The sequence below is a fragment of the Escherichia sp. TW09308 genome (assembly GCF_000208565.1).
GTDB lineage: Bacteria > Pseudomonadota > Gammaproteobacteria > Enterobacterales > Enterobacteriaceae > Escherichia > Escherichia marmotae.
On sequence record NZ_AEME01000001.1, the window covers coordinates 2,821,652 to 2,846,395 of the forward strand.

The following is a 24,744-nucleotide window of genomic DNA, read 5'->3' on the forward strand; positions in this document are numbered from 1 at the left end:
TCAAACTGGTCACCAGCTCCGACCGCCAGACATCAGTAAAAGCAGAATGGCTCTGATTTTACTGTTGTCCTACAGTGAGCGTGCGTTAACTTCACCGCATGAGCAGTAATATGGAAAGGGAAGCGTTTCGCGCAAAACGGCGATAAACAAGAGAATGTAAGGAGGTGGCGTGCATCGGGCAAACTCCGTACAACAAGGAGAAAATTCGCGCAATCATGGCACCTTTCACCAGAGCGTGCAAGCCAGGACTTTGCGGTCAGACAAGCAATCGGCGGGACAAAAAGTTCATAATAAAAACATCAAACAACACAATTAACAGGAACTCTTGTGGTCATCGGCCCTTTTATCAACGCTAGTGCAGTATTACTGGGTGGCGTCCTCGGCGCACTGCTTAGTCAACGCTTACCGGAACGGATCCGTGTCTCTATGACATCCATTTTTGGTCTGGCATCGTTGGGAATTGGTATTTTACTGGTGGTGAAATGCGCCAACCTTCCGGCGATGGTTTTAGCGACGCTACTCGGTGCATTAATTGGTGAAATTTGTTTGTTGGAAAAAGGTGTTAATACCGCAGTCGCTAAAGCGCAAAATTTGTTTCGTCACTCGCGTAAAAAGCCAGCGCATGAATCTTTTATTCAGAATTTTGTCGCGATTATTGTCCTGTTTTGTGCCAGCGGCACCGGGATCTTCGGCGCGATGAATGAAGGGATGACCGGCGATCCGAGCATTTTAATCGCCAAGTCATTTCTGGATTTCTTTACCGCGATGATCTTCGCCTGTTCACTTGGCATTGCGGTATCGGTGATTAGTATTCCATTGCTGATCATCCAGTTAACGCTGGCCTGGGCTGCTGCGCTGATATTACCGCTGACAACACCATCGATGATGGCAGACTTCAGCGCCGTAGGTGGTTTGCTGCTGCTAGCAACCGGCTTACGCATCTGCGGCATTAAACTATTTCCGGTGGTCAACATGCTTCCAGCACTACTTCTGGCAATGCCTCTTTCCGCCGCCTGGAGCACCTGGTTTGTCTGATGATGCGTGTAGTAACGGCAAAGTGATGATAGATTGTGCAGTCTGCTATAAATTGAAGAAATTTAATTGACGAGACGAGGCGAATCAGGTTTAATGCGCCCCGTTGCCCGGATAGCTCAGTCGGTAGAGCAGGGGATTGAAAATCCCCGTGTCCTTGGTTCGATTCCGAGTCCGGGCACCACTATTCATAAGGCCTCGCTGAAAAGCGGGGCTTTTTCTTTTTCTGGCTACGGTAAATTTCTGGCCGTTGCTACACGTAATTTGCGTGCTGTATTTCTCGCCATTTTCGACGATGTTTGTTGCTTTATACACACCAATACATGCAGGCGCTCACAGTGATATTCTGTTAATTATCACTCCCTGACGTTCCCCCTGATTGTGCGGCAATCGGCTCGCCACCAGCGGCATTCTCATTTTTTACAGACGTCAACATTTTCCTTATTAATCCATTAAATCGTCGTGACCGTTACGGCTGTTTAGGTGCCAAAGCTGAAAGTTCTGCTTTGAGTTCTGCACTTAATGCCGGGTCCAGCAAAATGTTTTCCAGTTCTTTACGGAACGTCTGGTTATCCAGAAGGTTCGCTTTTAAATCACGAAGTAAATTACGCATGGAAAGCATGGCTTTTAGCTGAGGTATTTGTCGGGATACCTGTTCAGGGGAGAAATCCTTTATGCTCTGAAATGTCAACCTGATGCTGTCTTCGCTACCGTCATCAGCAAGTGTGTTATTAACGATAAGATTTACTTTTGGGGAATAGTCTGAAAGGACTGCATCAAAATTATTTTTGTTAAGATTAACTTTTTTACGCTCAGATAATGGCGCGGATTCCTGACCATTACTAAAATCACCCGCAACCAGTAACTTCAGGGGTAATTCTGTTTTTTACTCGCCCCCCTGTATGCAGTTCTAATTTCAGATTAATACGGGCCTTTGGTATCTCCCGCTGGAAACTGTCACTCATAATCCCCTCACGTAATTCAGTTAAAGTCAAATTAATCATAATACTTATTTAACCGGATACTAAGGCAATGGCGAAATCAAAAAAACAATACAGATCAATACATTGAGAATAAAAACAATGGGAATGTTGCCAGACAATAAAAATAAGCACAGCGATATCAAGCAATTAAAAACGTCTTTATAAATATTCCTAATTGTATTTTTATTATGTGCTTTTATTTTTTCATTACCCGCACAACCTGTTAACAGACAGGCGGTACATCGTGCGAAACGTTGACTTACCTGGCTTCATACTACTGGCAAAGTTATTCTGATAGCCCCGCTTACTTTGCCTTACTGATTCATAAGCATTCACCGCCATCCTTATCCAACACTCAGACCATCCCAGTTTCTACAGGCCTCACCATTGGCGGAAGAGATTTTATTTTAGGTAAGCGCAAATTTGCATTACAGCATATTCAGGCCTACACCCGAATAGCCTGATTAACCATAAAATATTGACGCAGCGCAGCATATTGACTATTCCTTGAACTTATATTCATACATTGTAATAGCACAGTAAATGTAGGATCTTATGCATAACGGAGTATTTATGACTTTTAAGCGTTTGGTTGTTATTACCGCTATATCCTGTATGTATACCGGATTTGCATTTGCAACGAATGTCTCGTTGAATCCTGCCCAGGTAGAACATCTGAATAACGTCATTCATCGTGAGGTAAAAGGGAAGAATGACCGTAATTTTGCCTATACAAACTGGACTGAAGCTCAACGCGTAGCCGAATTTATTTGCCGACCGCTGGCACTGAAAGAACTACAGAAGCAGTACACCGACGTAGATAAGGTTATTCTCGATCAGGGAAAACATAATATGCAGCGCCTGGTCTCACCTGCGCTCCTGACGGGCAATGGTCAGTACCGTCGGGGGATTAACTGGACGACTTTTCACTACGCATGTGAACTGTCAGTGAAAACCGGAGAGGCTATAGGGTTCAGATTGTTGAACAACAAAACCCTGACCATGGCTCCGGGACCCGTTATTCGTCCCGGGAGGCTAAGCCAGTGAAAAATATTCTTACCGCATTTCTCATCATCACTCTCCCGGCGTTCTCTGCCACGGCGGCCAGTTTTGATTGTCGGCAGTCCCACAGTGCGGATGAAAAAGCAATTTGTTCATCACATAGCCTGAATGATTTGGACGTGGAGTTGAGTGTTAAATATCAATTCCTTCATGGACTTTACGCGATGGGAGCCGCCGGGGAACTGCATGACTCACAGGTACTGTGGCTGGCTGAACGACGCCGGTGTGGTAGCGATACAACCTGCCTGAGAAAAGCATACAAACAGCGATTAAAAACTTTAAACCATCTTTATGACGCGATTAATAAACCACTCTGAATCTGAAGTGGACTGTTGGTTGCCGGAGGTGCCTTTCTGCGAGGCACCTCCTTACCCGCGAGTATGGCCAAAAGGGCCTGATGCTTGTCTCTCCATCAGCCCTTTCACTGAGCAAAATGTACGCTACAAAAATGAAGGATGGCCGGACGGAAGTGCTCTCTGGCATATGTGCAACCGATTCATTACGTGATAATCCCAATAATTATTTTTTATTTGGTAATAGTTTCCTTGAAAATATATGTACCAATAAATGCAATCTGGTCTGTTTTAATTCCACAGCCACCTGCAGAAATAATCAACCAGAAAACAATCTTGATATTTAATAGTCACGAATAAAACTTTATCACTCCCTTCTGCTTTATATGGAAATTGTCAATTGGTTAACTATACATAGCTTAAATAGTTGAATGCGGAATATCACCACCATTACCGAGGTGTTTTATTTATAAATAACAGTGTTATGCATCTCTTTTTTTACAAGGAAACAATCAACCTATGAATTGTTTTTTGATTCAATAGTTAAGCGCGAAACATTTTAATCATTGATAAAAATCCTAAACTCCTTGTTCATAATGTAGGGCTGTGTTAAATAGGTGGGCAAAATTTGGTTCCCCCTTCTCGCCTGTAATATTGCAGTATCTTCGCACTTCCATGAGACATTGCGACTTAATAAGAGGGTGATAAGTCCTGGATAAGAGCATGGACTAACCATATTTTTATATTTATTAAATAATTTGTTATAACCCATTGATTTAATATCAATAATTTATTATGGGTTCGGGTTTGTTGTGACTGTGGCACTATTTCCGTGCAAAGGAGCTGATATGTCTGAAAGACATTTACCTGATGACCAGAGCAGTACTATCGATCCATATTTAATTACCTCTGTTCGCCAGACTCTGGCAGAACAAGGCGCAGCATTACAAAACTTGTCTAAGCAACTGGATCCCGTACAGTACCAACGAGTCCTTAATTTGATAATGAACTGTAAAGGACACGTTATTCTTTCGGGAATGGGTAAATCAGGGCATGTTGGTCGTAAAATGTCAGCGACACTGGCCTCTACTGGTACGCCGAGTTTCTTTATTCATCCGGCAGAGGCTTTCCATGGCGATCTCGGTATGATTACGCCTTATGATCTCCTGATCCTTATTTCCGCCAGCGGTGAAACTGATGAAATTCTGAAGCTAGTCCCTTCACTGAAGAATTTCGGCAACCGAATTATCGCCATTACTAATAATGGAAATTCCACGCTGGCGAAAAATGCTGATGCCGTGCTAGAACTTCACATGGAGAATGAAACCTGCCCGAATAACCTTGCACCAACAACGTCCACCACGCTGACCATGGCGATCGGAGACGCGCTGGCTATTGCCATGATCCACCAGCGTAAATTTATGCCGAATGACTTCGCGCGTTATCACCCGGGCGGTTCATTAGGTCGTCGCCTGCTGACCCGTGTTGCTGATGTTATGCAGCATGATGTTCCTGCGGTGCACCTGGATGCGTCGTTTAAAACCGTGATTCAACGTATCACCAGCGGTTGCCAGGGTATGGTGATGGTAGAAGACGCAGAAGGCGGGCTGGCGGGTATTATCACCGACGGTGACCTGCGTCGCTTTATGGAAAAAGAGGATTCTCTGACATCCGCCACGGCTGCGCAGATGATGACGCGTGAACCACTGACTCTACCGGAAGAAACCATGATCATCGAAGCGGAAGAAAAGATGCAAAAGCATCGAGTCTCAACGTTATTGGTGACCAACAAGGCGAACAAAGTCACTGGTCTTGTACGAATTTTCGACTAATGAAGCAACGGGAGGCGAGAGGCCAGCCCCCTCGCCTCCACTGAAACTCTGATAATCGTTACATGTTGATAAAATTGAAGTCTGCCGTATCCTGGATGCGTGCTCGTCTGTCTGCCATCTCACTGACAGATATCCAAAAACACCTGGCGAAAATCATCATTCTGGCACCGATGGCTGTGCTACTGATCTATCTGGCTATCTTCAGCCAGCCTCGTTATATGAGCGAGTCGAAAGTCGCCATTAAACGCTCGGATGATTTAAATAGCGGCAGCCTGAATTTTGGTCTGCTTCTGGGTGCCTCTAACCCCAGTTCCGCGGAAGATGCGTTGTATCTGAAAGAGTATATCAACTCGCCGGATATGCTGGCGGCGCTGGATAAGCAACTGAATTTTCGTGAAGCATTTAGCCACAGCGGGCTCGATTTTCTTAATCATCTTAGCAAGGATGAAACCGCAGAAGGCTTCCTGAAGTACTACAAGGACCGTATCAACGTTTCGTATGACGATAAAACCGGATTGCTGAATATTCAGACACAGGGCTTTAGCCCGGAGTTTGCGCTTAAATTTAACCAGACCGTGTTGAAAGAGTCAGAACGCTTTATCAATGAGATGTCGCATCGCATTGCGCGTGATCAACTTGCCTTTGCAGAAAGCGAGATGGAAAAAGCGCGCCAGCGTCTGGATGCCAGCAAAGCGGAACTGCTCTCTTATCAGGACAGCAATAACGTCCTGGATCCACAAGCCCAGGCTCAGGCGGCGAGCACGTTAGTAAATACGCTGATGGCTCAGAAGATCCAGATGGAAGCAGATCTGCGTAACTTGCTGACATATCTGCGTGAAGACGCCCCCCAAGTGGTGAGCGCGCGTAACGCGATTCAGTCATTGCAGGCACAAATCGATGAAGAAAAAAGCAAAATCACAGCGCCACAGGGTGACAAGCTAAACCGTATGGCGGTGGATTTTGAAGAAATCAAATCAAAAGTAGAGTTCAACACCGAGCTGTACAAACTGACCCTGACCTCCATTGAAAAGACCCGTGTAGAAGCGGCTCGTAAGCTCAAGGTGCTGTCTGTGATCAGTTCGCCACAGTTGCCGCAGGAATCGTCTTTTCCAAACATCCCTTATTTGATCGCCTGTTGGTTACTGGTGTGCTGCCTGCTGTTCGGCACCCTGAAACTGTTGCTGGCTGTTATTGAAGATCACCGAGATTAACGCTGTCGCTGAATGAGTTTGTGATGAAATTATTTAAATCAATTTTACTGATTGCCGCCTGTCACGCGGCGCAGGCCAGCGCGGCCATTGATATTAACGCTGACTCAAACCTTACGGGGGCAGCACCACTGCCCGGTATTCTGAGTGGGCAGCAATCGGATACACAAAACATGAGCGGCTTCGACAACACCCCACCGCCAGCACAGCCGGTGGTGATGAGTCGTATGTTTGGTGCTCAACTTTTCAACGGCACCAGCGCGGATAGCGGTGCAACGGTAGGATTCAATCCTGACTATATCCTTAATCCGGGCGATAGCGTTCAGGTTCGTTTATGGGGTGCGTTCACCTTTGATGGTGCGTTACAGATTGATCCCAAAGGCAATATTTTCCTGCCGAACGTTGGTCCGGTGAAAGTTGCTGGGGTTAGCAATAGCCAGTTGAACGCCCTGGTTACATCAAAAGTAAAGGAAGTGTACCAGTCCAACGTCAACGTCTACGCCTCCTTATTACAGGCGCAGCCAGTAAAAGTGTACGTTACCGGCTTTGTACGTAATCCTGGTCTGTACGGCGGCGTGACGTCCGACTCTTTACTGAATTATCTGATCAAGGCTGGCGGCGTAGATCCGGAACGCGGGAGCTACGTTGATATTGTGGTCAAGCGCGGCAACCGCGTGCGCTCCAACGTCAACCTGTATGACTTCCTGCTAAACGGAAAACTGGGGCTTTCGCAGTTCGCCGATGGTGACACCATCATCGTTGGGCCTCGTCAACATACGTTCAGCGTTCAGGGCGATGTCTTTAACAGCTACGACTTTGAGTTCCGCGAAAGCAGCATTCCTGTAACAGAAGCGTTGAGCTGGGCACGCCCTAAGCCTGGCGCAACTCACATTACGATTATGCGTAAACAGGGGCTGCAAAAACGTAGCGAATACTATCCGATCAGTTCTGCGCCAGGCCGTATGTTGCAGAACGGCGATACCTTAATCGTGAGCACTGACCGCTATGCCGGCACCATTCAGGTACGAGTTGAAGGCGCGCATTCCGGCGAACATGCCATGGTGCTGCCTTATGGTTCCACCATGCGTGCGGTTCTGGAAAAAATCCGTCCGAACAGCATGTCGCAGATGAACGCGGTTCAGCTTTATCGCCCATCAGTAGCTCAGCGTCAGAAAGAGATGCTGAATCTCTCGCTGCAAAAACTGGAGGAAGCGTCACTTTCTGCCCAGTCCTCCACCAAAGAAGAAGCCAGCCTGCGTATGCAGGAAGCGCAACTGATCAGCCGCTTTGTGGCAAAAGCACGTACTGTGGTCCCGAAAGGCGAAGTGATCCTCAACGAGTCCAATATTGATTCTGTTCTGCTTGAAGATGGCGACGTCATCAATATTCCAGAGAAAACGTCGCTGGTTATGGTTCATGGCGAGGTGCTGTTCCCGAACGCGGTGAGCTGGCAGAAGGGGATGACCACCGAGGATTACATCGAGAAATGTGGTGGCCTGACGCAGAAATCGGGTAACGCCAGAATTATCGTCATTCGTCAGAACGGCGCTGCCGTCAACGCGGAAGATGTGGATTCACTCAAGCCGGGCGATGAGATTATGGTTCTGCCGAAATATGAATCGAAAAACATTGAAGTTACTCGCGGTATTTCCACCATCCTTTACCAGTTGGCGGTGGGTGCAAAAGTGATTCTGTCTTTGTAAGGAGTTGAAATGAGCAAAGCAGTTATTGTCATTCCGGCTCGTTATGGTTCATCGCGCCTGCCGGGTAAGCCGCTACTCGATATTGTCGGCAAACCGATGATCCAGCATGTTTACGAGCGTGCGTTACAGGTGGCGGGCGTTGCAGAAGTTTGGGTGGCAACAGACGACCCGCGCGTTGAACAGGCCGTGCAGGCGTTCGGCGGGAAAGCCATCATGACGCGCAACGATCATGAATCCGGCACCGATCGGCTGGTCGAGGTGATGCATACGGTGGAAGCAGATATCTACATTAACTTGCAGGGCGATGAACCAATGATTCGTCCGCGGGATGTAGAAACACTGTTACAAGGAATGCGTGACGATCCCGCGTTGCCGGTGGCAACACTATGCCACGCGATTTCTGCCGAAGAAGCGACGGAGCCAAGCACAGTAAAAGTGGTTGTGAATACCCGCCAGGATGCGCTTTATTTCAGCCGCTCACCGATCCCGTATCCGCGTAATGCTGAAAAAGCGCGTTACCTGAAACACGTCGGTATTTACGCTTATCGTCGCGATGTGCTGCAAAACTACAGCCAGTTGCCGGAGTCCATGCTGGAGCAGGCGGAATCACTGGAGCAGCTACGGTTGATGAACGCAGGGATCAACATTCGCACGTTTGAAGTTGCCGCAACAGGTCCGGGCGTCGACACCCCTGCATGTCTTGAAAAAGTGCGCACCCTGATGGCACAGGAACTGGCTGAAAACGCATGATTGGCATTTTCTCGTCTGGCATCTGGCGTATTCCACATCTGGAGAAATTTCTGGCGCAACCGTGCCAGAAACTTTCTCTGCTGCGCCCTGTTCCACAAGAAGTTGATGCTATCGCCGTGTGGGGACATCGCCCCAGCGCGGCGAAACCAGTCGCCATCGCCAAAGCAGCGGGAAAACCGGTCATCCGTCTGGAAGATGGATTTGTGCGTTCGCTGGATCTTGGCGTCAATGGCGCACCGCCGCTTTCTTTGGTGGTAGATGATTGCGGCATTTACTACGATGCCAGCAAGCCTTCGGCGCTGGAGAAACTGGTACAGGATAAAGCCGGAAATGCGGCATTGGCTGATCAGGCCAGAGAAGCGATGCACACCATCGTGACCGATGATTTGTCGAAATATAATCTGGCGCCTGCGTTTGTGGCTGATGAGTCAGAACATTCAGACATCGTTCTGGTTGTCGATCAGACATTTAATGATATGTCAGTGACGTATGGTAATGCGGGTCAGAATGAATTTGCCGCCATGCTGGAGGCCGCGATTGCGGAAAATCCTCAAGCGACAATTTGGGTGAAGGTGCACCCAGATGTACTGGAAGGAAAGAAAACAGGTTATTTCGCTGATCTGCGCGCCACGCAACGAGTACGTTTAATTGCCGAGAATGTCAGCCCGCAGTCGCTGTTGCGACACGTTTCCCGAGTTTACGTCGTGACCTCCCAGTACGGCTTTGAAGCCTTGCTGGCAGGAAAACCGGTGACATGCTTCGGCCAGCCCTGGTATGCAGGCTGGGGCTTAACGGACGATCGTCATCCGCAGTCGGCGTTGTTATCTGCCCGACGCGGTTCAGCCACACTGGAAGAACTTTTTGCCGCTGCATACCTGCGTTACTGTCGCTATATCGATCCGCAAACGGGAGCAGTAAGCGATCTGTTTACCGTGCTGCAATGGCTGCAATTACAACGCCGACATCTGCAACAGCGTAATGGCTATTTATGGGCGCCAGGCTTAACGCTGTGGAAGTCAGCGATCCTGAAACCTTTCTTGCGTACCGCGACAAACCGGCTGAGTTTTTCACGTCGCAGCCCTACGGCGACCGCTTGCGTGGTATGGGGTGTAAAGGGAGAGCAGCAATGGCGAGCCGAAGCGCAGCGAAAATCACTGCCGTTATGGCGAATGGAAGATGGTTTTCTGCGTTCATCCGGACTTGGCTCTGACCTGCTGCCACCGCTATCGCTGGTGCTGGATAAACGCGGGATCTACTATGACACCACGCGCCCCAGCGACCTGGAAGTGCTGCTGAATCATAGCCAGCTAACGCTGGCGCAGCAGATGCGAGCTGAAAAATTACGCCAGCGACTGGTTGAAAGCAAACTGAGCAAGTACAACCTGGGAGCCGATTTCTCTCTACCAGACGAAGCTAAAGGTAAAAAAGTTATCCTGGTGCCGGGTCAAGTAGAGGACGATGCCTCTATTAAAACAGGCACTGTCTCGATTAAGAGCAACCTTGAGCTATTACGCACAGTACGCGAGCGTAATCCGCACGCCTACATTATTTATAAACCGCACCCGGATGTACTGGTGGGGAATCGCAAGGGCGATATTCCGGCAGAACTGGCTGCTGAACTAGCTGATTATCAGGCACTTGACGCAGATATTATTCAATGCATTCAGCGCGCAGATGAAGTGCACACCATGACGTCGCTGTCGGGATTTGAAGCGTTATTACATGGTAAGCACGTACATTGTTACGGCCTGCCCTTCTATGCCGGTTGGGGTTTAACCGTCGATGAACATCACTGCCCGCGCCGCGAGCGCAGATTAACGATAGCAGACTTGATCTATCAGGCGCTGATTGTTTATCCAACCTATATCCACCCAACACAGCTACAACCTATTACGGTTGAAGAAGCGGCGGAATATTTGATCCAGACGCCGCGCAAGCCGATGTTTATTACCCGAAAAAAAGCGGGGCGAGTAATACGCTATTACCGCAAATTAATTATGTTCTGCAAGGTCAGATTTGGCTAAACAATTTCATAGTTGACTATTACGCAAATCATTTATGCAAGGTAATGCACTAACCGTTTTATTATCCGGTAAAAAATATCTGCTATTGCAGGGACCGATGGGACCTTTTTTCAATGACGTCGCCGAATGGTTAGAGTCATTAGGCCGTAACGCTGTGAATGTTGTCTTCAACGGTGGGGATCGTTTTTACTGCCGCCATCGACAATACCTGGCTTACTACCAAACGCCGAAAGAGTTTCCCGGTTGGCTGCGAGATCTTCACCGACAATATGACTTTGATACCATTCTCTGTTTTGGTGACTGCCGCCCATTGCACAAAGAAGCAAAACGGTGGGCAAAATCGAAAGGGATCCGCTTTCTGGCATTTGAAGAAGGATACTTACGCCCGCAATTTATTACCGTTGAAGAAGGCGGAGTAAACGCATATTCATCGCTACCGCGCGATCCAGATTTTTATCGTAAGTTACCAGATATGCCTGCGCCGCACGTTGAGAACTTAAAACCTTCAACGATGAAACGTATAGGCCATGCGATGTGGTATTACCTGATGGGCTGGCACTACCGCCATGAGTTCCCTCGTTACCGCCACCACAAATCGTTTTCCCCCTGGTATGAGGCTCGTTGCTGGGTTCGTGCGTACTGGCGCAAACAACTTTACAAGGTAACACAGCGTAAGGTATTGCCGAGGTTAATGAACGAGCTGGATCAACGTTATTATCTTGCCGTTTTGCAGGTATATAACGATAGCCAGATTCGTAACCACAGCAATTATAACGATGTGCGTGACTATATTAATGAAGTCATGTACTCATTTTCGCGTAAAGCGCCGAAAGAAAGTTATTTGGTGATCAAACATCATCCGATGGATCGTGGCCACAGACTCTATCGACCATTAATTAAACGGTTGAGTAAGGAATATGGCTTAGGTGAGCGCGTCATTTATGTGCACGATCTCCCGATGCCGGAACTATTACGGCACGCAAAAGCTGTGGTGACGATTAATAGTACAGCAGGGATCTCTGCGCTGATTCATAACAAACCACTCAAAGTGATGGGCAATGCCCTGTACGACATCAAAGGATTAACGTATCAAGGGCATTTGCACCAGTTCTGGCAGGCTGATTTTAAACCGGATATGAAACTGTTTAAGAAGTTTCGGGGGTATTTATTGGTGAAGACGCAGGTTAATGGGGTTTATTATGGGGATAGATTTTTTATTACAAAGAAGGATTTTATAAAAGAAAAACATTATATGTATTAGCTCAGACCTGAGCTGACAGTTACCGGTTATTTATACAGGTATCTGCCAGATTACATCTGGCTTAAATTTTTCTCGGCCCAGATGCGCTTTCCATCAAGTAACGTTTCCATTGGCGTCCGCCCATTGCACATTTTTCCCTGATGGGTTCGCTCATTATTATAGTGAGCCAGCCATTCATCAAGATCCGACTGTAATGTATCAAGATCGCCGTACAGTTTTTTACGGAACGTTACCTGATAAAATTCGTTCAGGATTGTTTTATGGAACCGCTCGCAGATGCCGTTGGTCTGCGGGGACATCGCCTTTGTTTTCGTGTGTTCTATATCGTTTATTGCCAGATAAAGCTGATAATCATGCTGCTCTACTTTGCCACAGTACTCCGTGCCTCTGTCGGTCAGTATTCTCAGCATCGGCAGGCCCTGAGACGCATAAAACGGCAGTACACGATCATTCAGTAAGTCAGCCGCGGTAATCGGTGTTTTGGTGACGTAAAGCTTACAGTGAGCCACTTTCGAGTACATATCAACGAACGTCTGCTGATAAATACGCCCGACACCTTTCAGGTTGCCTACATAGAACGTGTCCTGCGAACCCAGATATCCCGGATGAGCCGTTTCGATTTCGCCACAGGCCTCGTCATCACTGGCTTTACGCTCCAGTGCTGCGATCTGGCTGTCAGTTAGCTCAATGCCATCACGGGCTACTTTTTCTTCCAGTGCTTTCAGACGTTTTTTGAAATTCTCAAGGTTATGGCGTAACCAGACAGAACGGACACCACTGCCGGAGATAAAAACGCCCTGTTTACGCAGCTCGTTGCTGGTCCGGTGCTGACCGTGTGCCGGGAAAGCGACGGCGTAATCAACAACAGCCTGTTCAGTTGCCTCATCGGTACGGTTCTTAAGGTTAGGAGCGCGGCGACTACGATTAATCAGCGCATCCACACCGCCTTCATCGGCCAGTTCGCGGTAACGATAAAACGTATCACGCGAAACGCCCATGATTTTACAGGCTTTTGATACGTTGCTGAGTTCTTCAGCCAGATTGAGCAAACCGGCTTTGTGTTTGATAACGGGATTGGTAGTATGAAGCATGAGAGTTACCTCGTGTTTTGTATAAGGATTCGACACCCATATCAAAACCGGTAACTCTCAACCTTTCAAGGCTCAGTGTCAGATCAAGTCGCGACTAATACACATTATAAAATAACCATGTGAGATAAAAAGGATTTTTGTTTTATAATTTTTTAAACATATCCAGTTGGATTCTTTTGTTGCCAGTTCCATGTATCAAAAACCATTTTTTGAATGTCATATTTTGCTTTCCACCCAAGATCTCTTTCCGCTGCCTTTGGGTTAGACCAACATTCCCCAATATCACCACATCTTCTTTCTGAATAATTACAAGCTATTTTAATACCAGAAACTTGTTCAAACGTATTGACTAATTCTAAAACAGAATACCCCTTGCCTGTACCTAGATTATAAATTCGAAAAGATGGAGTTGACCATTTTTTTCGCAATGCACATAAGTGTCCTTCCGCCAAATCCATTACATGAATATAATCTCTAATACCAGTACCATCAGGTGTATTGTAATCAGAACCATATATATTTAGCTGTTTATATTTTCCAATAGCAACACCAGAAATATATGGCATAATATTACTTGGGACTCCATTTGGATTTTCACCTATTTCTCCTGAGGGATGTGCTCCGACAGGATTGAAATACCTTAGGCAAGTAACATTAAAGTCATGAGAAGACTTCACCAAGTCTCTCAATATATTCTCCACTACTAATTTCGAATATCCGTAAGGATTTGTAGGTTTCTCTGTCTTACAGTCTTCAGTTAAAGGGATTATCTCTGGTTGACCATAAACTGTAGCAGAAGAGCTAAAAATAATATTGGTAACTTTATGTTTAACCATTTCACTTACCAAAGTTAAACTTCCTACAACATTATTTTTATAATATTTTATAGGATCGTTAATTGATTCACTAACAGATTTTAAACCGGCAAAATGAATCACATCGGTTATATTATTTTCACCAAAAATTCTATTTAAAAGTTCTGAATTTGAAATATCACCTGTATATTGTTTTATTTTTTTATTTGTCAGCCTTTCAACCCTTTTCAAAGATTCATTAGTTGAATTGCTAAGGTTATCTAATGTTATTACATCATAACCATTTTCTAACAATAATAAAGTTGTGTGAGAACCTATATATCCAGCGCCGCCTGTAACTAATACTGACATATTAATCCTTAAATTATGTTTCTCAAAACTTCTCGTGAGTAATTTAAATAACACTTATCAGTAAAATGATAAATATCCGAATGAGTTACTAAATCATGTATCGATATATCTCTTCTTGGTAATACATATAAATTTTTATGATTATTTTTAAGTTTGCAAATCTGCAAGTGTTGTGATGAACTTCTTTCTGTTAGATTTTTGTTGTTTTTTAAATTGATCGGGAATGGTATAAACACAATTTTACACAATGGGTTTTTACGTGTTAAAAAGTCAAACACATTATCATAACTGTTATATAATTTATCATCATCTATAAACTTATTTACAAATTGAAATTCAACAGCCTTATTTGTAAGGTAATTCTCATTTATAAACATAGGAGTGCCAAACTCTCTATGTTTATAAATCTTAAATAATAATTCAGCAAAATTATCAAATATAAAAAGATCTATTTTTCCAAAATTTATTGCGTCAAAGAAATTTATAAGCGGAAGTTTATCTTCTTTCTTCGGTAATGCTTTACCTAAACCTACATCATTTAACTGATTATCGATCGTGTTTACATAGCTATATTGTTTACTTAGCTCGAACTTTAGATCTGTTTTTTTTAACTCTGGATACTTTTTATTTATGTAAATATCACAGAATTGATCTATACGATTATGTTGAACACTGCTTAACCTATACCATTCTGAATATATTTTTGATAAATTTGTAGCTACATTTGCGGAGAGACAACTACCGAAAGAACATACAATTTTCATTATTTTGCAATATTCCTATTATTATCTTTAATATTTTTTATCAAATCTACAAAAAATAATTTTGGATTTCTTATTAATTTATTAGTTTTTCTCTTTATTGCTCCTCTATTATTTTTTACCTCATTATTTTTTGGCATCAATACTCTATTACCAAAGTTAGTTGATTCTTTTTGTGATTTTTGTTTATTAATCAAATGAGTGAAATCACAAATATAGTTTTCAGTTAAAGGTAATGATGCTGCCATAGAAGGAGTATTTCCAGCCCTAATATCTATTAAATTAATTTGCCTTTCCATAAGTGCGTTAACAATAGCATCTCTTTTCTGTCTACTTCCTTTCATTATATTGGTCCATACTGTATCTATAGAATCAGTAGAACAATCAATTGCCACGCCTTTATTATCCAAAATAGAACGACCAAATGAATAAATATTAACATTGAACTTGAGAGATTGTAATAATACAGTGGAGTTAATCCCAATTACTGAATGCGCATTTTTTAAAAGAGTATCGGTATCAATATCGGTAACGAGTTTCACATTTTGTGATTCAAATATTTTATATCTTTCAATATTTTTGTCTAATGGGTGTGGTTTTATTATTATATTAGTTTTGTTACCAATATTAGAAATGACATGATTAATGAAATTGATGTTATTTTTAAACCTTGGGGAATTAACAATAAGATTTGTATCATTTTCCAATTGAGTAATAATTAATGCGTAATCACCCTTGATTTGTAAAGTACTTTCATCTCCATCAAAATTTCTTTTGCATAGCTGCTCTGCTGTTAAACTTGCAATATATGATTGCCCATTAGTACCCCATTTATCGAAGTATACATGATCCTTTTGAGGAAACCACCCTAACTCTGAATATACAATTGGTATTTTCAGTTCCTTCACTTGTTCTAAAACTTTTCGGTAAATTGGATGCGATCCATTGTGAAAAAGAATAAAGTTAGGCCGATAATTTACTATTTGTTTTAATAGTCGATCATGATCTTTTATCCAATCAAACTGGCAAAACCAATTTTTATTTATTTGATATGGAGTGTGTTTAAAGACCGTATGATAACCTAATTTTTGACGGCATACATATCTGTATTCATACCCAAGTTTATCAATAACTGGCGCCCATATTTCTTCAATGTGTTCATTAGAAAAAGCTATTCCAAAAACACGAAGCTTTTTTATAGGCTTAGTATAAACCGCAACTGTTTCGTTGCTATATTTATGATATTTTTTGTTATTCAGCCCTCTATAAACTGAAGGTATTTCATTATTTATCTCATTGATGGTATTTTGTATACCATTTGAAAAATCTGTGTTTATATTAGCTATAGCTTCTTGAAAAAACTTTATTTTAGGAGGTGTTGAAATCAACTCATTTACTTTATAAGCGAAATCGTCATAATCTCCAAATTTTGCGCATTTTAATATATTTGGCTTAGCTATTTCAGCATTACCACCAACATCCCATGCGACTACAGGTACATGACATGCTAACGATTCAAGGATCACCATACTACAGTTTTCGAATTGGCTAGGCATAATTAAACACTTTGCTTTTTTTACTAATTCAAATCGTTTATCTCCAATAACCTCGCCTTTCTTCTCAACGGAGCATTTTACACTAGGGTCCAATTTAAATAAATTTGATTTTGGCCCAATAAGTAATACTTTGAAATTAGCTGGCAGTCTCTCAAGAATTTTATTAATATCTTTAGTACCTTTTAATTCTTGAAAGCGCCCCATAAATACAATGTCATATTCTTTATCATATGATTGATTGTGATTGGGTTTTTAAAATAACTTACATTATCTATTTTAATTTCGCTACTTAATTCTTCAGCCAATGCATATGACGGAGATGATACTATTTTTGCTTTATTGATTACTCTCAACTCATTGGAAAACTCTTGTTGATTTGGTTTTTGACCATCATATTTCTGAGCAATTGCAAGTGGACAATGCAATCGAATATGCACATTGTACCTTGAAGACAATAGTAATGTTGAAGCTTTAGCTTCAGGTGCTTCAATTATAACGTCATCATATCCAAAATTCTTAGTGACATAATCATACACCTCTTCACGAAATGCAATAGCATTCAAGTTTCTTTTATTTTCAAACGTTATTATTTCTACCCCAACCAACGCATTTTCAAGATTTTTTATATAGTTGGCAATTCCATGAGATGCATTATGATAAGGATTTATTATAAGATATTTCATATTATCCTCTCTATTTCTTTAAATTTTCTTCAGTTATATATGATGATATAGCTGTATCCAAGCAATCAAAGTAACTTACATATTTCCTATCTGATATGTAAATCGCCACATCACAAAACTCTTTCAATGAATTCAAACTATGTGACACCATTAAAAAACTAGATTCTTTATGCCTTTCTTTAAACAATTGAGCGCACTTCTCTTTAAACCTTGCATCACCGACTGCGGTTACTTCATCGACGATATAATAATCAAACTTAAATGCCATGCTTAAACCAAAGCCTAAACGCGACCGCATACCCGATGAATAAGTTTTGATCGGCATATCGAAGTACTTACCGAGTTCAGCAAATTCTTCGACAAACTCTATTTTCTCTTTCAGTTCTTCTTGCTTCGCGTATAACCGCGCAACAAATTTTACGTTCTCGCGTCCAGTTAAACTTCCCTGAAATCCACCGGCGAGGCCGACTGGCCATGATATTGTTTTATTGGTGATGATCTTTCCACTGTCGGGGCGGTCAATACCACCAATCATTCTTAGCAACGTTGATTTACCCGCACCGTTGCGACCAATAAAGGCAACGCTTTTTCCTGAAGGGATTTCGAGGTTTAAATCCTTAAACACATAGTGTCGCCCCGTTGGGGTACGATATGACTTTGTCAAATTCTCAATCTTAATCATGATGTCAGCATTGCCTCCTCACGAGTTCGGTATAAAGCCAGACCAATGAACAGAGTTATCAATGTGAACATTGCCAGGTAGTTCAGACTTACGCCTTCGCTGATATAGCCAGGCATAACAGCCTCGCGGCTTAGCTCCACCACATGTACTAATGGATTCCAGAGTAGATATGACCAGTATTGCTTCGGAATCGAGTGTAGAGGGAACATGATGCAGGAGATGAAATACAGCGGCTTAAGCAGTATCGGCAGGACCTTTTGCATTTCAGGGAAGGTTTTACCAACGACCATGAATATTAAGCCAACGCCACATGAAAGAATGATTAACAAACTCCAGGTAAGCACAAGTTGTAAAAAGTTTGTTATTTCGAAATATTCGCCTGCCATCCAGACGATAAGCATGAGCAATATATAAACAGCAACGTAAATCAGTGTCTCAAGCAGTGCGCGCGCAATGATCGTATCGATGGGTTTTACTGGTCGATAATTAAACAGCCCCAGGTTCGCTTCAATAGCACCTACAGAACGATTGCTGATACTGCTAAAGATAAAAAAGGGAATCAGGCCATTAAGTAAAAACACCGGGAACGAGATGTCTGGCATCGTGCGGTGCATAATGTAACCAAAAATGCCCAACAGTATCAGCAAATGCGCAGAGGGTTCGAGAATCGCCCACAGATATCCCAGACGAAACTTACCAAAGCGTGTTCGTATTTCTCGTAGAAATAATGCCTCTACGGTGACTTTCTGGACTTCAAATCCACTTCTTGCCATTTGATGATATGATCCTAATCTCTTCAGGTACGCTACCGCCCCTGGCTTAACAGCTACCAATACACTGGAGATAATACTTGTTTGTAACTGGATAAAATTCATTCAGACCAATCAGGTACTTTGTAGCACCCGCGACCAATTTCGCCGGAAATTATTTCGGCAGGGATAAATTGGTTTATTTCTGTCTCTTTTCTCTATCCTATTCTTCAGGCATGAATGTATTCGGTCTTCCTGGAATGTCAGGAAAACAAGCCATTTCAGAATGTAGAGTTAATTCCCATGAAAATTCCCCATCGTTATTTCTACCTCTTTGTGACTACTCTTTATGGCTAAAAAAACACAAAGCTTCATGCATCCTGGATTACACCGGAACACATATCTTCATAACGATTTATTAATTTCGCGGGAAATTATTATTTATTGCCAATATTAACTACTTGATTATAAATCCTCATAAGAATTTGGTGCGAAACAACACCTGCAATCTGCCTTATCTCAGAACGCACGCGATTTATTACCCTTAAATTGTTTTCTGCGAAACTATTTCCCTATTTAAAATTCACTCATTCACTGCTTGTTTATATCTCCTATATACCTGATACAGTAATATTTGTGATTAAGATCACACTGAAATAGTTTTATTTAGCTCACGCGAAGTAATACCTACAGAAACTATTTCTATCAATTAAAATATACAACATGATTATTTGCTGCGTGCATTTTGACCTGTATTATGACCAGCACTATCCTCAGATTGATATATCAAACGGGATAATGTTTAAAATTGATTAATAATTTCTGTGGAAATTGTTTTTTTATTTAAAATTTACTTCCTGATTGTCTCCAGGAATTTTATCAATTTCCAGGCTACACAAAATACAGATCAGTTAATAATTATCCTATATGTTTTGCCCTATCAATTACCACTCAATGATTTATGAAATCTATTAATACTGGTAATATATCACCACTCTTAAGCGTATTTGCAGTCAGGAAAAGTATTGATTAACGGGGGTTAAATAGTGAGAAACGGATTTCTGCAGTATTGTTGAACACTCCATGATGGTATGGAAGGAGGACTCATTCTTACGACATCAATACTCAGCCCGGTGAGCGGGTTTGACAGTTCCGCACTCACCATTGGGCTAAGGGTTATCAGGTGGAGTTAAGGGGATGACTATGACAAGGATGGCAACACCTACCCCCGCCCAAACTCCAGTCGCTGCACATTCACCATTCCTGGCTTCTCACCTGCACTGACATCAATTTGTGTCACCCGCAGCGCATACTTTTCATCCAGTGCGTTTAACCAGTTCAGCAGGTCATTAAACACCACAGGATCTATCCAGACCTGGATATTCTCCCCACGCTCGGCTATCCGCTTAATGACCACAGAATGCGCGGAAGCACTGTCACTGATGACCCGCGATACCTGTGCAGGCGTTGTCGTGGCGGATTTTCGCGCTGCGATAATATCCGGTGCGGCGCGTTTCAGTCGGGTGTTCATCACCTCCAGTTGCTGCAACATCGTCTCCTGTTGCTCTATCCGTTCGCTCAACGGCTGCCAGATGAGGACGTAATATCCGGCGCTAAACAGGAACGCCGCCGCGGCCAGTAACATGCCCTTTTCGCGCGGCGAACGCCCCGCCAGGTGTTGTGCCAGCCAGTATTCGCCACGGCTTAACTGGCGCTCACGCCATTGCTGAAAATAGTGAATCAATTTATCGCGTAACATGTTATTTCCTCCGCAACGTTACGCCGCCGGAAACCGCATCACCCTCTTTCTGTAACGCGTCCTGTTGCACAACATAATCTGCCGCCAGTGCGCTACGCAGTTTGTCGAAACTGGCAAAGCTCGCTGCCCGCAACTGAAGGTGGAGCGTCTGGCGTTTTTGATCAAAGGTGAAACCACGCATCTCAATGTCGGAAAGTGATGCCGATTTCAGGGTGCTGGCGATCGCTGACAACTCGGCAAGTAGCCTGGTATCGTCAGTCTGTGGGCGATATTTTTTCATCGCCATCGTCACCTGAGAGCGCAAATTCACAATCCGCTTCTGCTCCGGGAACAACGTTAAGAACTGTTTCTCTGCCTGGGCGCGGCTTTGCGCCACCTGTTCGCTGACGCTCCATAACGTCACGCCCCGTTCCACTGCCAGCGCAACCAGAATCAGCAATACAGGCAGAACCATCACCCGCCAGCGCGCCCACTGTTTTCGGTAGCTGACGCGAGGTTGCCACTGCCCTGTCAGCAGGTTCCCTTCTGGTTCACCGCAGGTGGTAATAGCGGGCAGAGACGTGATCGTCAGGCGTCCGGCGTCTGCGCCAGCCCATGCAGATAGCTCTTCCGGTGCAATGCCGACCACGGTTAACGAAAGCGGTGATTCCTGCTCATTGAGCTGTGCGCGGAACATGACCGGAGCCAGCGCCCACCCGGCACTCCATCCCCGACATTCATCGATGCGGCAGATAACCCGTTGCGCATCGCCAGCCATAGAGCCACAAGGAATGGACATCCAGTCCGGCGCGACGGTAGCGCGGGTGATGCCGTTTGCCTGCAACCACTGCGCAATGTTGCGCATATGCTGTTGGTGAATCACTGCTACGGTTGCCAGTTGCTGGTCGATTTTCAACGGCGCAAAATGCAGTTCATCAATATCCTGGTTCAGCTCTTCTTCCAGTAAGGCGGGCAGAATAGTCGGTATCTGCTTATGGGGAACATCAGGCAGTTCAACCTGCCAGATGCTGATCCATTCGCCGGGAATGTAGAGCCGAATCGTATCAGTTTGCAGCCATTGCTGAAGCTGTTCGTCGGCAATGTCAGGCCAGATGCCGTGCTCAGCATCGACGGTACAGCGCTGCCAACGAATGGAGTCAGAGGCGCAAAGCGGGAAAAAAATCTCAAGCATGGAACTCACTCACTTTCTCCTGTCTGATGCCAGAGAACCGAAAAGTGTTGTGGCCCCATGCGGACAATTAACGAATTCATCGTCAGTTCAATCTCATTCACGGTGATATCTGAACGCAGCCAGAAGTAGTTGCTGTCCACGCTCAGGACGGTTTTTAGCTGTTTTTTTGTACGCTCATCGACGTCAGCGAGTAGCGGCTGTGCAAGAAACTGATCGACATCTTCCCAGCCCTTCGCCGGACGTTGTTGTAATAATGCTCGCGCCTGAACAGGGCTTAACCACGGGTCGAACAGCGCCTCAAGAATCACGCTTTGCGCGACCTCTAAGGTGTTGATGTTAATTTGTTGGTGGGTCATCGGTAGCGCACAGACCAGCGGTTTGAGTTTTTGATAAAGTCCGGCGTCCATTCCCTGCACCACACGCATTTCGCTGATATCCGCCAGCGGTTGATTCGCGGCGTAGAACGGCACCGAGCGGGCGAGATACTCACTGTCTTCACGACCCAGCCGCGTTTGCACGCTGCGATCTTCGTCAATAAACTCCCACAGACTTTCGGCTATCAGCTCAGCCCGATAAGCAGGCACATCGAGACGCGTGATCAAGGCAATCAACTGTTGCACCGCAAGCGGACGCGTCGCCGTCGTCGACTGTGCGAGAGCATTCAGATTAAAGCAGGCCTGTGCGTCACGCAGGGTGACGGCGATTTGCCCCTGCGGCAGTGGGAAAAAACGGGGGCCGGAAGCCCACGGCTGTGCCAGATACACGCGTTGTTCATTTTTCAGGCTCAGGCTGAGCGCGCTCAGCGCCAGGCTTTCTGCACTGGCGCTGTACCACAGTGCCTGCTGGTACTCCTGCTGGCTGCGCGTTCGCCCAAGTTGTTGCTGCATCCGCCCGGAAAGTGTGATGGTTACCAGCATTATGACCGCCAGCAATACCAGCACCACGACCAGTGCCATTCCGCGTTTTGGTGGTGAGGTGATCATGATAATTGCGGCCCACGTAACAACCAGATGCGTTCAATCTCGCCCCATTGCGGCGAATGCAGAGTCATGCGCACCGCCACAGGGATCGCCTGTCCTGACGACCAACTCGCCTGCCAGCGCGTGCCGTCGTAGAACTGCAAACGGAGCGAATCCGCCGGAATTAATTTTTGCGTTGTTGGCTTCACGCTGCCCGCTGCATCGGTCAGCGGCCAGGCTAACCGTTCAAGGTAACCGTCATGAATGCGGTAACCGACAGTGAGCAGATTACTGCGCGGCAGGCGCATCAACGGATTAACCACGCCGCCACGCACAAAGCGCATCCCTTCACTCTCAGACGCCAGCACGCCTGCACCCGCCAGTAACGCCGGTTCTCTCTGGCCCTGCTCGCCTCTTACCAGGCGCGGCATCATTTGGGTCAGATCATGGGTCAGAAAACTCATCGTTTGCTGCATGAGGTTGAGTTTTTGATCGTGCTCCGCGACGGCGCTATTCACGCGCGTGACACCGTTTGTCACCTGCTGCGCCATCAGTGCCAGTGAGGCAAAAATGGCAATTGCCACCAGCATTTCCAATAACGTAAAACCAGGGCGAATCCTTTTCACTGTTGGCCTCCCACGGCGCTAAACCAGGCGCGCCGTGACTGAACCACCGGCGAAAAGCCTTCGTGAAGGCTGACTTCAATATCCACCGCCTGGAGCAACGCGTTGCCTGTATTCAGTGGGATCGTTCGCCAGTACCAGCGGTTTCCTGCCATATCGCTCTCGCCCTGATGCCTGACCGCCCGCTGTTCGCGGGTCATCAGGTAGAGCAGTGCGATCTGGTTTTCGGCCACCCAGCCAGCTACCGTTTTCTCCTCAAGAACCTGCTGATTGTTTAGCGCGCCGCTGGCGATCTGTAATACCGCCGTGGCAGCCAGCGCAAAAATCGCCAGTGCGATCATCACTTCCAGCAACGTAAATCCGCGCTTCATGGCATCCTCTCATCACATTGACTGAGAGATAACGCGCCATCGTGCGCCAGTTTCACCGCCTGGCATTCGTTTTGCGCCGCAGAATAAAAGCGCAGCGTAAACGGTGTGGCAGGTTCAAAAGGCGAGAAGCGGATTTGCGGTGTCTTCTTTTTCGCCTCTTTTTGCAGCTCCAGTTCAATATCATGCAGCGTCAGGCGACGACGTTGCAGCTCCAGCGCATACTCCTTCTGCCAGATATCACTTCCGGGTTGTAACAGCATCTGCACCTGTTTCGGCACCGTAACCTGTGCCGATAACCGGGGCGCGGAAACGGGCAACCACTGCCCCTGACGACGCTGCATAAACTGGTAGCCAGGCGGGTCGATTAGCACACCGAGTGTTTGCCCTTCGATCACTGCCTTGTCCTTAAACTGCGCAAAGCGAGTCAGAAAATCCTGCGCCGCTTTTTTCGCAGGCGATTCAGAATCGGTCGCAAAAGTCTGTACCACGCCTGTACTGGCAAGGCCGATCAGGAAAATCACCAGCATGATTTCCAGAAGAGTGAATCCGCGTCCAGGCACTGATTACTGAAACTCCTGTAAATTCCAGTTACCGATATCTGCGGCAGCCCCTTCTCCGTTTTCCTGACCATCCGCCCCTAAGGTGTAAACATCAAACATCCCTTTTTCACCCGGGCTGAGATACTGATAATCATTGCCCCACGGATCTTTTGGTAGCCGTTTAATGTACCCACCGGTACGGTAGTTGCGGGAATCTGCCATATTGGCCGGTTGCTGGATCAGCGCCTCAAGCCCCTGCTCGGTGGTTGGATAACGCCCGTTATCCAGCCGGTACATGTCCAGCGCGTTTTCCAGCGCCACGATATCGCTGATGGCTTTTTGCCTGTCCGCTTTCTCTTTGTTGCCCAGCAGGTTAGGCACCACCAGACTTGCCAGGACGCCAAGAATAACAATCACCACCATCACTTCCAGTAGGGTAAAACCTGCCCGTGGTTTTTGCGCGCGGGATAACGAATTCATGTGATA

Annotated in this window: 24 protein-coding genes, 1 tRNA gene and 1 pseudogene; 10 read left to right on the top strand and 16 right to left on the bottom strand. The window is 45.4% G+C overall.

Annotated features, from left to right (window positions below):
* Positions 1-91 precede the first annotated feature (91 nt).
* Complete coding sequence (locus tag ESM_RS1000000129130; protein ID WP_212976457.1) at positions 92-175, bottom strand: hypothetical protein; 84 nt, start codon at positions 173-175, stop codon at positions 92-94.
* A gap of 152 nt (positions 176-327) precedes the next feature.
* Between ESM_RS1000000129130 and ESM_RS0113440 the strand changes: the two genes are divergently transcribed.
* Together ESM_RS0113440 and ESM_RS0113445 are read left to right on the top strand one after the other, a co-directional pair.
* Positions 328-1,035: a DUF554 domain-containing protein gene (locus ESM_RS0113440; protein WP_000234507.1), complete on the top strand. Its 708-nt coding sequence runs from the start codon at positions 328-330 to the stop codon at positions 1,033-1,035.
* A gap of 105 nt (positions 1,036-1,140) precedes the next feature.
* Positions 1,141-1,216 (top strand) — tRNA-Phe (locus tag ESM_RS0113445).
* Positions 1,217-1,501: 285 nt separating this feature from the next.
* On the opposite strand, the pseudogene tssB reads toward ESM_RS0113445, so the two are convergent.
* A pseudogene (tssB, locus tag ESM_RS01000000124880) lies at positions 1,502-1,997 on the bottom strand (type VI secretion system contractile sheath small subunit).
* 591 nt (positions 1,998-2,588) lie between these two features.
* Here tssB and ESM_RS0113455 point away from each other — a divergent pair.
* The 8 genes from ESM_RS0113455 (at position 2,589) to ESM_RS0113490 (ending at position 12,148) form a co-directional block, all read left to right on the top strand.
* Positions 2,589-3,062 (top strand): hypothetical protein, encoded by a 474-nt coding sequence (locus ESM_RS0113455; RefSeq protein WP_000143249.1) that lies wholly within the window; start codon positions 2,589-2,591, stop codon positions 3,060-3,062.
* On the top strand, positions 3,059-3,394 hold the full coding sequence (locus ESM_RS0113460; protein ID WP_000789899.1) for a lysozyme inhibitor LprI family protein: 336 nt from the start codon (positions 3,059-3,061) through the stop codon (positions 3,392-3,394). The genes ESM_RS0113455 and ESM_RS0113460 overlap by 4 nt, the downstream gene beginning before the upstream one ends.
* Before the next feature lie 824 nt (positions 3,395-4,218).
* Positions 4,219-5,202 carry a KpsF/GutQ family sugar-phosphate isomerase gene (locus tag ESM_RS0113465; RefSeq protein ID WP_016262528.1) on the top strand — a complete coding sequence of 328 codons (984 nt, stop codon included), beginning with the start codon at positions 4,219-4,221 and terminating at the stop codon, positions 5,200-5,202.
* 62 nt (positions 5,203-5,264) lie between these two features.
* A complete protein-coding gene (locus ESM_RS0113470) occupies positions 5,265-6,413 on the top strand; it encodes a capsule polysaccharide transporter (protein ID WP_000905744.1) in 1,149 nt (382 codons plus the stop codon).
* A gap of 23 nt (positions 6,414-6,436) precedes the next feature.
* Complete coding sequence (locus ESM_RS0113475; protein ID WP_001325876.1) at positions 6,437-8,113, top strand: polysaccharide biosynthesis/export family protein; 1,677 nt, start codon at positions 6,437-6,439, stop codon at positions 8,111-8,113.
* A 9-nt stretch (positions 8,114-8,122) separates the two neighbouring features.
* Positions 8,123-8,863, top strand: a complete 741-nt coding sequence (gene kdsB, locus ESM_RS0113480) for a 3-deoxy-manno-octulosonate cytidylyltransferase (RefSeq protein ID WP_000030753.1) — start codon at positions 8,123-8,125, stop codon at positions 8,861-8,863.
* Positions 8,860-10,887 carry a capsular polysaccharide biosynthesis protein gene (locus ESM_RS0113485; protein WP_000579241.1) on the top strand — a complete coding sequence of 676 codons (2,028 nt, stop codon included), beginning with the start codon at positions 8,860-8,862 and terminating at the stop codon, positions 10,885-10,887. Before kdsB ends, ESM_RS0113485 begins: the two co-directional genes overlap by 4 nt.
* A gap of 34 nt (positions 10,888-10,921) precedes the next feature.
* Complete coding sequence (locus ESM_RS0113490; RefSeq protein ID WP_001161837.1) at positions 10,922-12,148, top strand: capsule biosynthesis protein; 1,227 nt, start codon at positions 10,922-10,924, stop codon at positions 12,146-12,148.
* 50 nt (positions 12,149-12,198) lie between these two features.
* On the opposite strand, the gene ESM_RS0113495 is transcribed toward ESM_RS0113490, so the two are convergent.
* The 14 genes from ESM_RS0113495 to gspG all read right to left on the bottom strand — a co-directional run bounded on the left by ESM_RS0113495 (position 12,199) and on the right by gspG (position 24,738).
* Entirely contained in the window at positions 12,199-13,239 is a 1,041-nt protein-coding gene (locus ESM_RS0113495; protein WP_000903437.1) for an IS481 family transposase, read from the bottom strand.
* A 152-nt stretch (positions 13,240-13,391) separates the two neighbouring features.
* Positions 13,392-14,405 carry a UDP-glucose 4-epimerase GalE gene (gene galE, locus ESM_RS0113500; RefSeq protein WP_000115194.1) on the bottom strand — a complete coding sequence of 338 codons (1,014 nt, stop codon included), beginning with the start codon at positions 14,403-14,405 and terminating at the stop codon, positions 13,392-13,394.
* Between the two features lie 8 nt (positions 14,406-14,413).
* Positions 14,414-15,169, bottom strand: a complete 756-nt coding sequence (locus tag ESM_RS0113505; protein ID WP_000706159.1) for a hypothetical protein — start codon at positions 15,167-15,169, stop codon at positions 14,414-14,416.
* Positions 15,169-16,926 carry a capsular polysaccharide export protein, LipB/KpsS family gene (locus tag ESM_RS0113510; protein WP_010378739.1) on the bottom strand — a complete coding sequence of 586 codons (1,758 nt, stop codon included), beginning with the start codon at positions 16,924-16,926 and terminating at the stop codon, positions 15,169-15,171. The genes ESM_RS0113505 and ESM_RS0113510 overlap by 1 nt, the downstream gene beginning before the upstream one ends.
* Positions 16,905-17,405 carry a hypothetical protein gene (locus ESM_RS0113515; RefSeq protein WP_000876196.1) on the bottom strand — a complete coding sequence of 167 codons (501 nt, stop codon included), beginning with the start codon at positions 17,403-17,405 and terminating at the stop codon, positions 16,905-16,907. Before ESM_RS0113515 ends, ESM_RS0113510 begins: the two co-directional genes overlap by 22 nt.
* A gap of 10 nt (positions 17,406-17,415) precedes the next feature.
* The gene (locus tag ESM_RS0113520) at positions 17,416-18,087 is read right to left on the bottom strand and encodes an ABC transporter ATP-binding protein (RefSeq protein WP_000590252.1); all 672 of its coding nucleotides are present in this window, start codon (positions 18,085-18,087) and stop codon (positions 17,416-17,418) included.
* Positions 18,084-18,860: an ABC transporter permease gene (locus ESM_RS0113525; RefSeq protein ID WP_000124285.1), complete on the bottom strand. Its 777-nt coding sequence runs from the start codon at positions 18,858-18,860 to the stop codon at positions 18,084-18,086. The genes ESM_RS0113520 and ESM_RS0113525 overlap by 4 nt, the downstream gene beginning before the upstream one ends.
* A 1,198-nt stretch (positions 18,861-20,058) precedes the next feature.
* Positions 20,059-20,595 (bottom strand): GspM family type II secretion system protein YghD, encoded by a 537-nt coding sequence (gene yghD / locus ESM_RS0113530; protein WP_000942845.1) that lies wholly within the window; start codon positions 20,593-20,595, stop codon positions 20,059-20,061.
* Position 20,596: 1 nt separating this feature from the next.
* Positions 20,597-21,775, bottom strand: coding sequence for a type II secretion system protein GspL (gspL, locus tag ESM_RS0113535; protein ID WP_000097225.1), 1,179 nt, complete (start codon positions 21,773-21,775; stop codon positions 20,597-20,599).
* The gene (gene gspK / locus ESM_RS0113540; protein ID WP_000633185.1) at positions 21,772-22,749 is read right to left on the bottom strand and encodes a type II secretion system minor pseudopilin GspK; all 978 of its coding nucleotides are present in this window, start codon (positions 22,747-22,749) and stop codon (positions 21,772-21,774) included. The genes gspL and gspK overlap by 4 nt, the downstream gene beginning before the upstream one ends.
* Complete coding sequence (gene gspJ / locus ESM_RS0113545) at positions 22,746-23,351, bottom strand: type II secretion system minor pseudopilin GspJ (protein ID WP_000822464.1); 606 nt, start codon at positions 23,349-23,351, stop codon at positions 22,746-22,748. Before gspJ ends, gspK begins: the two co-directional genes overlap by 4 nt.
* Positions 23,348-23,719 carry a type II secretion system minor pseudopilin GspI gene (gspI, locus tag ESM_RS0113550; protein ID WP_000820076.1) on the bottom strand — a complete coding sequence of 124 codons (372 nt, stop codon included), beginning with the start codon at positions 23,717-23,719 and terminating at the stop codon, positions 23,348-23,350. Before gspI ends, gspJ begins: the two co-directional genes overlap by 4 nt.
* Positions 23,716-24,279, bottom strand: coding sequence for a type II secretion system minor pseudopilin GspH (gspH, locus tag ESM_RS0113555; protein ID WP_001119497.1), 564 nt, complete (start codon positions 24,277-24,279; stop codon positions 23,716-23,718). The genes gspI and gspH overlap by 4 nt, the downstream gene beginning before the upstream one ends.
* Positions 24,280-24,282: 3 nt before the next feature.
* Positions 24,283-24,738 carry a type II secretion system major pseudopilin GspG gene (gspG, locus tag ESM_RS0113560; RefSeq protein WP_001087280.1) on the bottom strand — a complete coding sequence of 152 codons (456 nt, stop codon included), beginning with the start codon at positions 24,736-24,738 and terminating at the stop codon, positions 24,283-24,285.
* Positions 24,739-24,744 lie beyond the last annotated feature (6 nt).